The sequence below is a fragment of the Streptomyces sp. NPDC093546 genome (assembly GCF_044765045.1).
In the GTDB taxonomy this organism is placed as follows: Bacteria; Actinomycetota; Actinomycetes; order Streptomycetales; family Streptomycetaceae; genus Streptomyces.
Genome location: NZ_JBIWJG010000002.1, coordinates 58,610 through 71,408, shown reverse-complemented (window position 1 = coordinate 71,408; position 12,799 = coordinate 58,610). Strand labels below are relative to the sequence as shown.

The window sequence follows — 12,799 nt, the reverse complement described above, 5'->3', positions numbered from 1 at the left end:
TCCTCGCCCCCTCAGCGACGCGGCTCCCAGCGGAACCACCGCCGCACAGCAAACACCGAGACGGCGATCCAGACCAGCGCGGTGGCGGCCGCGCCGGCCAGCTCGCCCGCGTCGCCGCCGCCCAGCCACCCGGCGCGTACGAGCGTCATCACGCCGGTAAGCGGCAGCAGTTCGCACACCGAGGCCACCTTCTCCGGGAAGACCTCCAGCGGCAGGAAGAGCCCGGACCCGATCGACGTCACCACGAACAGCGGCATCGTCGTGATCTGCGCGCTCTCCACGGTCCGGGTGAACCCTGCCGTCGCCGCCGCGAGCCCCGTCAGCAGCACCACCCCCAACACCGTGCCGAGCACCAGCAGATCGGGCCGCTGCGGGGCCCGTACGTCGAGGAACGCCGTCCCCGCCGCCACCATCAGCGCGCACTGCGCCACCGCGAGCACCGCCGCCGGCAGCGCGGTCCCGGCGAGGATCTCCCGGTCCGACGCCTCGCCCGTACGCAGCCGCTTGAGCACCAGCTCCTCGCGCCGCGCCACGTACGCCGAGACGAGGTTGAGATACACGACGAGCAGCAGCGCCATCACGATGCCGCCGCTCAGGGAGGCTTCGAGCGCGCTCATGCCGGTCTTCTCGAGGCCGACCTGGTCGAGCGAGCTGCGCATGAAGCCGACCATGAGCAGCGGCATGCCGAGCGCGACGAAGAGGGCGTACCGGTTGCGTACGAGGAGGGTCAGCTCGGCGCGGCCCAGCGCGCCCATGCGATCGGTCATCGTGGTCATGTCACGCACCTACCTTTTCCGCGGAAGCGACGCTCTGTGAGGCGTCCTGCGAGGCGTTCTGGGAAGCGATCTCGAGGAAGGCCTCTTCGAGCGAGGCCGACCGGGCGTCCAGTCCCTCCAGCCGTACGTCGTGCTCCCGCGCCCACAGCAGCAGTTCGCCGAGCGCGTCCTGCAAGGAATGCGTCCGGATCTCGACGCGGCGCCCGTCGGCGGCCGCGAGCAGGGACAGCGGGAGCCGCCCGGCGGGCACGCCGTGGGGCAGGACGAAGCGGATGCGGGCCGGGCGGGAGGCGGTGACCTCCGCCGGGGTGCCGGCCGTCACGATCCGCCCCTGGTGCAGGATCGCCAGCCGGTCCGCCAGCGTCTCCGCCTCCTCCAGGTAGTGCGTGGTCAGCAGCACGGTCGTACCGTCCTCGCGCAGCGCCCGTACCAACTCCCAGGTGTCGCGGCGCCCTTCGGCGTCGAGCCCGGTCGTCGGCTCGTCCAGGAACAGCACCTCGGGCCGCCCGAGCAGCGCCAGCGCCAGGTCCAGCCGCCGCCGCTCACCGCCCGACAGCTGCTTGACGCGTACGCGGGAGCGGGCGGACAGGCCCACCATCTCCAGCGCCTCCCCGGCGGGCCGGGCCCCGCTGGTGCAGCCCGACCACATCCGTACGGTCTCGGCGACCGTCAGGTCGGAGGGGAAGCCGCCTTCCTGGAGCATCATGCCGATCCGGGGCCGTACGGCGGGCCGTTCGCGGTACGGGTCGTGGCCGAGGACCCGCACCCGGCCGCCGCTCGGGGCGGCGAGGCCCTCCAGCAGCTCGACGGTGGAGGTCTTGCCGGCGCCGTTCGTTCCGAGCAGGGCGAAGATCTCGCCGCGCGCCACGGAGAAGGTGATCCCCTTCACAGCCTCGAAGCCGCCGGTGTACCGGCGTTGGAGGTCCGCCGCCTCAATCACGTGGGTGGTCATGCCTCAAGGCTGTCGCCGCCGGGCGCGCGCGGTCAGGCCGCGCTGTCACCGGTCCTCGATGACAAATGTCATCGGGCCGGGCCGCGGGCAGATATACGCCGAAGGCCCCGGTCGTGATGACCGGGGCCTTCGTAGTCTGAGCGGACGACGAGATTCGAACTCGCGACCCTCACCTTGGCAAGGTGATGCTCTACCAACTGAGCCACGTCCGCAGTGCTCCCGACCGGCTTTCACCGGGCGGTGCGAACACCACTGTACCTGATCCTTCCCCTGGCTCTCGACTCCGTCTCGAGCTGGGGGGACCCCAAAGAGGTCGGTAAGTGATGTAGAGCGGGTGACAGGAATCGCACACTGCGCCTTCCCCCTGGAAGGGGGATGTTCTACTACTGAACTACACCCGCACGCTCCGTGAGGTGGGGCCTTTCCGGCCTCGCCCCTCGGCGTGATCCAGACTCTAGCGGATCACCCGGGGTGTCGCGCAAGTCGAAGATCGTCGGGCGGCCTCAGCTGGCCTCGCGGAAGGCCTCGTACACCCGCTTGGGGATCCGGCCCCGGGCCGGCACGTCCATCTTGTGGGCCTGCGCCCAGGCGCGTACGGCCGCCGGGTCGGGTTCGAGGGAGGTGTGCGTGTACGAGGCGGAGCGCGCGGCCCTCGCCTTGCCCGAGCCCCCCGCGCCCGCACCGGCTCCGCCGCCGCCCGAGTGCTTGCGGCCGGCCGCGACGTACGGGGCGAGCGCCTTGCGCAGTTTCTTTGCGTTGGCTGCATTGAGGTCGATCTCGTACGTCTTACCGTCGACGCCGAACATGACCGTTTCCGTCGCTTCGCCTCCGTCGATGTCGTCGAAGAGCGTGACCACTACGCGCTGAGCCACGGATATCGGTCCTTTCCTGCGGTATCGCCGCGCTGACGTGCGGCGATACCGACTTTACGGCTGTTGAGAGGCAATGCCGCTTTCCTCTGGTTTCCTTTGTACAGCGAAAGGTGTCACATTGTGAAGCCCAGCCAATTGCATCAGCGTGTTGGCCGCAATGTCGTGGACGTTTCTTTTCCGGGATTTTTCCGCGCTGATGCGTCGGTGTTGTGAGGGTGTCGCGGGGTGTGCCGGAGTGGCGCGCTTGTAGGGTCCTCCAGACTTCTACCCGCGTAGAATTTGGAGACAGGTACGCTGAGGGAACCGCCCACGCAACACACCACCGGGAGTGCCAGTGGCACGCGTCGTAGTCGACGTCATGCTCAAGCCGGAGATCCTCGACCCGCAGGGACAGGCGGTGCAGCGTGCACTGCCCCGCCTCGGTTTCGACGGGATCGCCGACGTCCGCCAGGGAAAGCGCTTCGAGCTCGAAGTGGAGGGGCCGGTCGATGACGCCGCCCTCGCCCGCATCCACGAGATGGCCGAAACCTTCCTCGCCAACACCGTCATCGAGGACTTCGTCGTAAAGGTGGAGTCGTGACCTCTCGTATTGGAGTCGTCACTTTCCCCGGCACGCTCGACGACCGGGACGCGCTGCGCGCCGCCCGGCTCGCGGGCGCCGAGCCCGTTTCACTCTGGCACCGCGACAAGGACCTCAAGCAGGTCGACGCGGTCGTTCTCGCGGGCGGCTTCAGTTACGGCGACTATCTGCGCGCCGGAGCCATCTCGCGGTTCTCGCCGGTGATGGAGACGATCGTCGAGCAGGCGAAGGCCGGTATGCCGGTCCTGGGAATCTGCAACGGCTTCCAGATCCTCACCGAGTCGCACCTGCTGCCGGGCGCGATGCTGCGCAACAACCACCTGCACTTCATCTGCCGCGACCAGAAGCTGCGGGTGGAGAACGCCGGGACGGCCTGGACCAGCGACTACACCGAGGGCCAGGAGATCTCCGTCCCCCTCAAGAACATCGACGGCCGGTACGTCGCCGACGAGCGCGTGCTCGACGAGCTGGAGGCCGAGGGCCGGGTCGCCTTCCGCTACCTGGACGGCAACCCCAACGGCTCGCTGCGCGACATCGCCGGCATCACCAACGCCGCCGGGAACGTCGTGGGCCTCATGCCGCATCCCGAGCACGCCGTGGAGCCGCTCGTCGGCACCGGCCGCACCGACGGCCTCGGTTTCTTCACCTCGATCCTCAAGAAGTTGGTCAGCGCCTCATGACCCTCGACACCGTCAAGCACGCCGGCGAGACGCCGGACGTCGAGCAGCCGTGGGCCGAGCTCGGCCTGAAGCAGGACGAGTACGAGCGCATCCGCGAGATCCTCGGGCGCCGGCCGACCGGCGCCGAGCTCGCCATGTACTCCGTCATGTGGTCCGAGCACTGCTCGTACAAGAGCAGCAAGGTCCACCTGAAGCAGTTCGGCGAGAAGGCCCCCGAGAACGACGCCCTGCTCGTCGGCATCGGCGAGAACGCCGGCGTCGTGGACGTCGGCCAGGGGTACGCGGTGACCTTCAAGGTCGAGTCGCACAACCACCCCTCGTACATCGAGCCCTACCAGGGCGCGGCCACCGGCGTCGGCGGCATCGTCCGTGACATCCTCGCCATGGGCGCCCGTCCGGTGGCGGTCGTCGACCCGCTGCGCTTCGGCGCGGCCGACCACCCCGACACCAAGCGCGTCCTGCCGGGCGTCGTCGCGGGCATCGGCGGCTACGGCAACTGCCTGGGCCTGCCGAACATCGGCGGCGAGGTCGTGTTCGACTCCTGCTACCAGGGCAACCCGCTGGTCAACGCCGGCTGCATCGGCGTGATGAAGCACGAGGACATCCACCTCGCGAAGGCGTCCGGCCCCGGCAACAAGGTCATCCTGTACGGCGCCCGGACGGGCGGCGACGGCATCGGCGGCGTGTCCGTGCTGGCCTCGGAGACCTTCGACGACACGAAGCCGACGAAGCGCCCGGCGGTCCAGGTCGGCGACCCGTTCCAGGAGAAGCTCCTCATCGAGTGCACCCTTGAGATCTTCAAGGAGAAGCTCGTCGCGGGCATCCAGGACCTCGGTGGCGCGGGCCTGTCCTGCGCGACCAGCGAGCTCGCCTCCGCCGGCACCGGCGGCATGCGCGTCGAGCTGGACACCGTGCCGCTGCGCGACTCCTCGCTCTCGCCCGAGGAGATCCTCATGAGCGAGTCGCAGGAACGCATGTGCGCGATCGTCGAGCCGCAGCACGTCGACCGCTTCATGGAGATCTGCGAGAAGTGGGACGTCATCGCCACCGTCATCGGTGAGGTGACGGACGGCGAACGGCTGGAGATCTTCTGGCACGGCGAGCAGATCGTGGACGTGCCGCCGCGCACGGTCGCGCACGAGGGCCCGGTCTACCACCGGCCGTACGCGCGCCCCGAGTGGCAGGACGCCCTCCAGGCCGACGACGCGAACAAGCTGCCCCGGCCGTCCTCCGCCGACGAGCTGCGCGAGCAGGTCCTCCGGCTGGTCGCGCACCCGAACCAGGCCTCCAAGGCGTGGGTCACCGACCAGTACGACCGCTTCGTGCAGGGCAACACCGTCCTCGCGCAGCCCGAGGACTCCGGCATGATCCGCATCGACGAGGAGACCAACCTCGGCGTCGCGATCGCCACGGACGGCAACGGCCGGTACGCCAAGCTCGACCCGTACACGGGCGCGCAGCTGGCGCTGGCGGAGGCGTACCGCAACGTCGCCGCCTCGGGCGCCAAGCCGCTCGCCATCTCCGACTGCCTGAACTTCGGTTCGCCGGAGGACCCGGGTGTGATGTGGCAGTTCGCCGAGGCCACGCGCGGTCTGGCGGACGGCTGCCTGCAGCTGGGTACGCCGGTGACGGGCGGCAACGTCTCCCTCTACAACCAGACCGGTGACGTGGCCATCCACCCGACGCCCGTGGTCGCGGTGCTCGGCGTGATCGACGACGTCACGCGCCGCACGCCGATCGCCTTCGCGGAAGAGGGCCAGCTCCTCTACCTGCTGGGCGACACGCGTGAGGAGTTCGGCGGCTCGGCGTGGTCCGAGGTCGTGCACGGCCACCTGGGCGGTCTGCCGCCGGCGGTGGACCTGGACCGCGAGAAGCTGCTGGGCGAGATCCTGATCTCGGCCTCCCGCGACGGCATGATCGACGCGGCGCACGACCTGTCCGACGGCGGCCTGATCCAGGCGGTCGTCGAGTCCTGCCTGCGCGGCGGGAAGGGGGCGCGGCTGATCGTCCCGGACGGCTTGGACGCCTTCACCTTCCTGTTCAGCGAGTCGGCCGGCCGTGCGGTCGTGGCCGTCCCGCGCAGCGAGGAGCTCCGCTTCACGGACATGTGCGGCGCGCGGGGGCTGCCCGCGACCCGCATCGGTGTGGTGGACGGCGAAGAGGTCGACGTCCAGGGCGAGTTCAGCATCCCGCTGAGTGAGCTCCGCACGGCCCACGAGGCGACGATCCCGGGTCTGCTGGCCTGAGTCTGACGGTCTGCCAACCTGCCGGCCTGACGTTCGCCGCGTCCGCGCGAAGCCCCCGACCGGACCCCTGAGGGTTCCGGTCGGGGGCTTTGTCTTGTCCGGGTGTCCGCGCGTACGGAAATTCCCGCGCGCCAAGCTCTTGCACGGGATTACGTAATTACGTAACAATGGACGGCATGGAGCTGGAGGAACGCCTCACCGCGCTCGAACGGCGGCTCGCCGCCCTCGAGCGCACCGACCCGCCGTCACCGCGACCGCCGCAAGAGAGCGACTTCTGGGCCCTGGAGGGGCTCAAGGCGCAGCTCGCGGAGGCGGGCGCGCCCGATGGCGGGGTGCTGTTCACCGGGGCCATACGGCTGCCGACGGGGGAGCAGTACGAGTGGCAGGACGGCGCCCTGACCGAGCGCCAGCTGGGGGAGGACTGGACGGAGGCGGCCGAGTCCTTCGCGGCGCTGGGCCATCCGCTACGGCTCCGGCTGCTGCGCGAGATCGTCGGGGGCCGGCGCACCGCCGCCGAGCTGGCCCTCCTGGAGGAGATCGGCACGACCGGCCAGATCTACCACCACCTGCGCCAGCTCACCGGCGCCGGCTGGCTGCACACCGCCGGACGCGGCCGCTACGAGGTCCCGGCGGGCCGCGTGGTGCCGCTGCTGGTGGCGCTGGCCGCGGCGCGACCGTAACCGACCACGACCATCGGGGGGAACAACCATGTCCGTACGCACCCGCAGGGGGGCCGCGGCGCTCGTGCGCCTGCTGTGGCTCGCTTTCATCGTCCAGGCGCTGGCGTCGATCTGGGTGGAGCTTCCGTACAACTACTGGCTGGGCTGGCTGCCGGCCGTCGCGGCGATCGCCCTCCGGGTCGCGCTGCACCGCACGGAGACGGGCCGCCTCGCCGCCGAGGGCCGCGAGGCGGTCGAGGTCGAGCCGCCCGTGACCGGGAGCTGGACCGCGCTGAACAGCCCCGCCGACACGGTGCCCAGCCACGGCACCCACCAGCTGGGCCAGACGTACGCCATCGACATCGTGGCCGAGTCGGAGCAGCGACCCCGCCCGGGGTTCGCGTGGCTGTGGCCAGTCGCCCGGGCCAACCGCGACTTCCCGGCCTTCGGGGCGCCGCTCCGCGCGGTGGCGGACGGGACGGTGGTGCACGCCGAGGACGGCCAGCGCGACCATCTGAGCCGTACCTCCCTGCCCGCGCTCCTGTACTTCATAGTGGTCGAGGGCCTGTTCCGCTCCCTGGGCGGCGCCCGCCGCATCGTGGGCAACCACCTGGTGCTGGACCTCGGTGACGGTACGTACGCGGTCTACGCGCACCTGCGGCGCGGCTCGCTCGCGGTCCGCGCGGGCGACCGGGTCACCGCGGGGCAGGAGCTCGCCCGCTGCGGCAACTCCGGCAACTCCACCGAGCCGCACCTCCACTTCCAGCTCATGGACGGTCCCGACGCGCGCACCGCGCGGGGTGTGCCCTGGACCTGGCGGGGCGTGGGCGTGCCCAAAAACGGCGAGGTCTTCACCGTCGGCCCTGAACTAACCTCGGCCCATGCCAACTGCCAAGAAGCGCACCCGTAGTTACGACCCCGCCAAGACCCGCGCCGCCGTCCTCGCGCAGTTCGGCCACGTCCGGGACGCGGTCCTCACCCTCACGCCCGAGCAGCTCGCCCTGCCGACCCGGCTCGGGGAGTGGACCGTACGGGAGCTCGCCGCGCACATCAGCATGGGGCTGGGCTCCATCATCCGGGGCGTGGCGGCGCCCGAGCCCGCCAGCCGCGATCTGGAGCTGATGGAGTGGGCGCCCGCCACCCGGCAGTACGCCGAGGACGTCGACGCGGCCGCGCGCGAGATCGCCGAGGCGGCGGCGGTCGACCCGGCCGGGCTCGCGGCGCTGTACGAGGAGGCCGGGCGGAAGTTCGCGGACGCGCTGGCGGCGGCCCCGGACGAGCGGCTGATCGAGACGCGGTTCGGCGGGGTGCGCCTCGCGGACTTCCTGGTCACCCGCACCGTCGAGCTGGTCGTTCACACCGACGACCTCAACGACGCCACCGGACTCGCCGTCCCGTTCGACCGCCAGGCCCTGGCCGCCTGCACCCGGCTGCTCGCCGACGCGCTCGCGGTGAAGGCCCCGGGCGGCTCCGTGGAGGTGAGGGTGCCTCCGTACGCGGTGGTGCAGTGCGTCGAGGGTCCCCGGCACACCCGGGGCACCCCGCCGAACGTCGTGGAGACCGACCCGCTGACCTGGATCCGCCTGGCCACGGGCCGTACGACCTGGCAGGAGGCCCTCTCGGCCGCCCAGGTGCGGGCCAGTGGCGAGCGCGCGGACCTGGCGGCGCTGCTGCCGCTCCTGGGCTGAGCAGGGGCGCCGGCGGTGGAGGGCGCCGGAGCGGAACCGGTCCGGGGCCTGGCCCGTCCCAGAGGCATGCCGACCACGCACAAGCACAACCTCACCGCGTCAGCCGCGCTCGTCGCGCTCCTCGCCCTCACCGCCTGCGGCACCGAACCGGGGTCCGGCGCGAGTGACGGCGGCGGCTCCGGGCGTCCGGACGTGCCGGTCACCGGCGTGCACTGGGCCGTCGACAGCGTCACCGTCGACGGCCGCGAGCACACCGCCCCGGCCCGGGCGCACGTCCAGGTCGACGCCAAGGGCAAGGTCACGGGCAACTACGGCTGCAACCACTTCAACGCCAGGGCCGACATCGACGGCGACACCATCACCATCAGCGACCCCGGCATGACCGAGATGGCCTGCGAGGGGAACGTCCAAAGCTTCGAGGACGCCCTCAGGTCCGCGCTCGACGGGCCGCTCAAGGCCGCGCTCGACAAGGGCCGGCTGACCCTCACCACCGCTCAGGGCGACACCGTGGTGCTGTCCGAGCGGCGGCCGGCGCCGCTCACCGGCACCACCTGGACCGTCGAATCCCTCACCTCGGGCCAGGCGGCCTCCTCCCTGCCCGCCGGCGCCGAGGGCAAGGCCCATTTCACCGTGACGGAGGACGGCGGCAAGGACGGCGGCACGAACGGGGGCAGGGTGCGCGGCAAGGAGGGCTCCATCCGCGGCAACCTGGGCTGCAACAGCTTCACCGCGACCGTCACCACCGAGGGCCAGACGATCACTTTCGGCCGCGTGACCTCCACCCGCAAGCTCTGCCCCGGACCCGCGATGGACGTCGAACGTGCCCTGCTCAAGGTGATGGAAGGGACGGCCACGTACACGATCGACCACCGCACCCTGACCCTCACCGCCCCTGACGGCACGGGCTTCGCCGCTCGGGCGAGCGAGAAGTAGCTCGGGCCGACTGCGGGGCCGACTGCGAGGTCCGTCACACCCCGTGCGCCGCGCCATCCGGCAAAGCCCGCTGGTCAGCGCGGTGCCCGCCGAAACCCCGGGCTCCGCTTCGGGCCGGCGGCCCCTTCACCAATTCGGACCAGTGGTCGATCTCGCCTACACTCGGAGGCGTGCCACGTGGTGACGGTCGACTCAATCACGATCTGCTTCCCGGCGAAAAAGGCCCCCAGGACGCTTGTGGCGTCTTCGGTGTCTGGGCTCCGGGTGAAGAGGTCGCAAAGCTCACGTACTTCGGGCTCTACGCCCTCCAGCATCGGGGTCAGGAATCCGCGGGAATCGCGGTCAGCAACGGCTCCCAGATCCTCGTCTTCAAGGACATGGGCCTGGTCTCCCAGGTCTTCGACGAGACCTCCCTCGGCTCCCTCCAGGGCCACATCGCGGTCGGACACGCCCGCTACTCGACCACCGGTGCCTCCGTGTGGGAGAACGCGCAGCCGACCTTCCGGGCCACGGCCCACGGCTCCATCGCGCTCGGCCACAACGGCAACCTGGTGAACACGGCGCAGCTCGCCGAGATGGTCGCCGACCTCCCCAAGATGGACGGCCGCGCCACGCAGGTGGCGGCCACCAACGACACCGACCTCGTCACCGCACTGCTCGCGGGCCAGGTCGACGACGACGGCAAGCCGCTGACCATCGAGGAAGCCGCCGCCAAGGTGCTCCCCGAGGTCCGGGGCGCCTTCTCGCTCGTCTTCATGGACGAGGGCACCCTCTACGCAGCCCGTGACCCGCAGGGCATCCGCCCGCTGGTCCTCGGCCGCCTGGAGCGGGGCTGGGTCGTCGCCTCCGAGTCCGCCGCCCTCGACATCTGCGGCGCCGCGTACGTCCGCGAGGTCGAGCCGGGCGAGATGATCGCCATCGACGAGAACGGCATCCGCACCTCGCGATTCGCAGAAGCGAAGCCCAAGGGCTGTGTCTTCGAGTACGTCTACCTGGCGCGCCCCGACACCGACATCGCCGGCCGGAACGTCTACCTCTCCCGCGTGGAGATGGGCCGACGCCTGGCCAAGGAAGCCCCGGTCGACGCCGACCTGGTCATAGCGACCCCGGAGTCCGGCACCCCCGCCGCCATCGGGTACGCGGAGGCCAGCGGCATCCCCTTCGGCGCGGGCCTGGTCAAGAACGCCTACGTCGGCCGGACCTTCATCCAGCCCTCGCAGACCATCCGCCAGCTGGGCATCCGCCTGAAGCTGAACCCGCTCAAGGAAGTCATCAAGGGCAAGCGCCTGGTGGTCGTCGACGACTCGATCGTCCGCGGCAACACCCAGCGCGCACTCGTCCGGATGCTCCGCGAGGCGGGCGCCGCCGAGGTCCACATCCGGATCTCGTCGCCGCCGGTGAAGTGGCCCTGCTTCTTCGGCATCGACTTCGCCACCCGCGCGGAGCTGATCGCCAACGGCATGTCGGTCGAGGAGATCGGCACGTCGCTGGGCGCCGACTCCCTCTCGTACATCTCCATCGACGCCATGATCGAGGCCACCACCATCCCGAAGCAGAAGCTCTGCCGCGCCTGCTTCGACGGTGAGTACCCGATGGAGCTGCCGGACCCCGAGCTGCTCGGCAAGCAGCTGCTGGAGACCGAGCTGGCCGCCGGCCCCGCCGCCACGGCCGCGGCCGATGCCCTCCGCCGCCCGTAACAGCACCCCGCAATCCCTGCAGTACGACACGAAAGCTCTCACAGTCATGTCTGAGACTGAGACCACCGGTGCCAGCTACGCAGCCGCGGGCGTCGACATCGAAGCGGGCGACCGCGCCGTCGAGCTGATGAAGGAGTGGGTGAAGAAGACGCAGCGCCCCGAGGTTCTCGGCGGCCTGGGCGGCTTCGCCGGCCTCTTCGACGCCTCCGCCCTCAAGCGCTACGAGCGACCGCTCCTCGCCTCCGCCACCGACGGCGTCGGCACGAAGGTCGACATCGCCCGTCAGATGGGCGTGTACGACACGATCGGCCACGACCTGGTCGCGATGGTCATGGACGACATCGTCGTCTGCGGCGCCGAGCCGCTCTTCATGACCGACTACATCTGCGTCGGCAAGGTGCACCCCGAGCGGGTCGCCGCCATCGTCAAGGGCATCGCCGAAGGCTGCGTCCTGGCCGGCTGCGCCCTGGTCGGCGGCGAGACCGCCGAGCACCCCGGCCTGCTGGGCCCGGACGACTTCGACGTCGCCGGCGCCGGTACGGGCGTGGTCGAGGCGGACCGGCTGCTCGGCCCCGATCGCATCCGTACGGGTGACGCCGTCATCGCCATGGCGTCCTCCGGCCTTCACTCCAACGGGTACTCGCTCGTCCGCCATGTGCTCTTCGACCGCGCGGGCATGAGCCTGGACCAGCGGGTCGAGGAGCTCGGCCGGACGCTCGGCGAGGAGCTGCTGGAGCCCACCAAGATCTACTCGCTGGACTGCCTCGCGCTCACCCGCACCACCGAGGTGCACGCCTTCAGCCACATCACCGGTGGCGGTCTCGCCGCCAACCTGGCCCGGGTGATCCCGGACGCGCTGCACGCCACGGTGGACCGCGCGACCTGGACCCCGGACGCGATCTTCGACCTGGTCGGCAAGGCCGGGCAGGTGGAGCGGCTGGAGCTGGAGAAGACGCTGAACATGGGCGTCGGCATGATGGCCGTCGTCCCCGCCGACTCCGTCGACGTGGCGCTGACCACCCTGGCGGACCGGGGCGTCGACGCCTGGGTCGCCGGCGAGATCACCGACCGCGGTGACCGCGCGACCGGCGCCGAGCTGGTCGGGGAGTACGCCACGGCCTGACGGCGGCACGGCTGTGGACCGGCGACTCCCTCGGGCGGCCGAGCTCGGAGTCGCCGGTCAGCCGAGACGTCTCAGACGGCGGACAGCACAGAACCCGGTCCGGGACAGGGTCCCGGACCGGGTGAAGAAGAGTGCAGGCGTCAAGCGCCGCGACGCTGGGACGACGGACCGGACTCTTCGTCCTCGTCCTCGTCGTCGTTGTACAACTCCGCGTAGCGGGCGTACGGGTCGTCTTCCTCGTCGTCGTCCTCGAACGGCTCGCCGTTCGGTGGCTGACTCGAAGATGCGCCCAGCTCGCTGGCCAGGCGTGCGAGGTCCGTCCCACCGCTGTTGTACTTCAGCTGGCGGGCGACCTTCGTCTGCTTGGCCTTGGCCCGGCCGCGCCCCATGGCTCGACCCCCTCGGTGACGGGGCTCGACGGCCCCAGAGTCTTGACACGCGTTCATGATTCGGAACGGGCTCTCCGTGGAGAGACCGGCCCGTAGGGCTTCAACGGTACCTGCTTCCGCCGCCATACGGTACGTCGCCCGCACGAGGCGCCTCGGAGCCGGACCGACGAGGTGCCCTGTCCTCGCTGGTCAGCTGCGATTTTA

The 12,799-nt window shown here is 70.8% G+C and carries 13 protein-coding genes and 2 tRNA genes; 9 read left to right on the top strand and 6 right to left on the bottom strand.

What is annotated here, in order from left to right:
- Positions 1-11: 11 nt before the first annotated feature.
- From ACIRNI_RS03395 to ACIRNI_RS03375, 5 genes are all read right to left on the bottom strand, one after another.
- A complete protein-coding gene (locus ACIRNI_RS03395) occupies positions 12-776 on the bottom strand; it encodes an ABC transporter permease (protein WP_403547905.1) in 765 nt (254 codons plus the stop codon).
- A 1-nt stretch (position 777) separates the two neighbouring features.
- Positions 778-1,728: an ABC transporter ATP-binding protein gene (locus ACIRNI_RS03390; RefSeq protein WP_403547904.1), complete on the bottom strand. Its 951-nt coding sequence runs from the start codon at positions 1,726-1,728 to the stop codon at positions 778-780.
- A 139-nt stretch (positions 1,729-1,867) separates the two neighbouring features.
- Positions 1,868-1,940 (bottom strand) — tRNA-Gly (locus ACIRNI_RS03385).
- 117 nt (positions 1,941-2,057) lie between these two features.
- Positions 2,058-2,129: transfer RNA gene (locus tag ACIRNI_RS03380), tRNA-Gly, on the bottom strand.
- A 102-nt stretch (positions 2,130-2,231) separates the two neighbouring features.
- A complete protein-coding gene (locus tag ACIRNI_RS03375) occupies positions 2,232-2,600 on the bottom strand; it encodes an Lsr2 family protein (RefSeq protein ID WP_403547902.1) in 369 nt (122 codons plus the stop codon).
- Between the two features lie 334 nt (positions 2,601-2,934).
- Here ACIRNI_RS03375 and purS point away from each other — a divergent pair, with 334 nt between their 5' ends.
- The 9 genes from purS to purM all read left to right on the top strand — a co-directional run bounded on the left by purS (position 2,935) and on the right by purM (position 12,206).
- Positions 2,935-3,180 (top strand): phosphoribosylformylglycinamidine synthase subunit PurS, encoded by a 246-nt coding sequence (gene purS, locus ACIRNI_RS03370; protein ID WP_215092426.1) that lies wholly within the window; start codon positions 2,935-2,937, stop codon positions 3,178-3,180.
- A complete protein-coding gene (gene purQ / locus ACIRNI_RS03365; protein WP_403547900.1) occupies positions 3,177-3,860 on the top strand; it encodes a phosphoribosylformylglycinamidine synthase subunit PurQ in 684 nt (227 codons plus the stop codon). The genes purS and purQ overlap by 4 nt, the downstream gene beginning before the upstream one ends.
- Positions 3,857-6,106 carry a phosphoribosylformylglycinamidine synthase subunit PurL gene (purL, locus tag ACIRNI_RS03360; RefSeq protein ID WP_403547898.1) on the top strand — a complete coding sequence of 750 codons (2,250 nt, stop codon included), beginning with the start codon at positions 3,857-3,859 and terminating at the stop codon, positions 6,104-6,106. Before purQ ends, purL begins: the two co-directional genes overlap by 4 nt.
- 176 nt (positions 6,107-6,282) lie before the next feature.
- Positions 6,283-6,786: an ArsR/SmtB family transcription factor gene (locus tag ACIRNI_RS03355; protein ID WP_403547897.1), complete on the top strand. Its 504-nt coding sequence runs from the start codon at positions 6,283-6,285 to the stop codon at positions 6,784-6,786.
- A gap of 28 nt (positions 6,787-6,814) precedes the next feature.
- On the top strand, positions 6,815-7,675 hold the full coding sequence (locus ACIRNI_RS03350) for a M23 family metallopeptidase (protein WP_403547895.1): 861 nt from the start codon (positions 6,815-6,817) through the stop codon (positions 7,673-7,675).
- Positions 7,647-8,453, top strand: coding sequence for a sterol carrier family protein (locus ACIRNI_RS03345; protein WP_403547893.1), 807 nt, complete (start codon positions 7,647-7,649; stop codon positions 8,451-8,453). The genes ACIRNI_RS03350 and ACIRNI_RS03345 overlap by 29 nt, the downstream gene beginning before the upstream one ends.
- 66 nt (positions 8,454-8,519) lie before the next feature.
- Positions 8,520-9,386 (top strand): META domain-containing protein, encoded by an 867-nt coding sequence (locus tag ACIRNI_RS03340; RefSeq protein WP_403547892.1) that lies wholly within the window; start codon positions 8,520-8,522, stop codon positions 9,384-9,386.
- Between the two features lie 170 nt (positions 9,387-9,556).
- Entirely contained in the window at positions 9,557-11,083 is a 1,527-nt protein-coding gene (purF, locus tag ACIRNI_RS03335; RefSeq protein WP_356648344.1) for an amidophosphoribosyltransferase, read from the top strand.
- Positions 11,084-11,129: 46 nt separating this feature from the next.
- Positions 11,130-12,206: a phosphoribosylformylglycinamidine cyclo-ligase gene (purM, locus tag ACIRNI_RS03330; RefSeq protein WP_403547890.1), complete on the top strand. Its 1,077-nt coding sequence runs from the start codon at positions 11,130-11,132 to the stop codon at positions 12,204-12,206.
- A gap of 140 nt (positions 12,207-12,346) precedes the next feature.
- Here purM and ACIRNI_RS03325 read toward each other — a convergent pair whose 3' ends face one another.
- On the bottom strand, positions 12,347-12,595 hold the full coding sequence (locus ACIRNI_RS03325; RefSeq protein WP_361423838.1) for a DUF3073 domain-containing protein: 249 nt from the start codon (positions 12,593-12,595) through the stop codon (positions 12,347-12,349).
- Between the last annotated feature and the right edge of the window lie 204 nt (positions 12,596-12,799).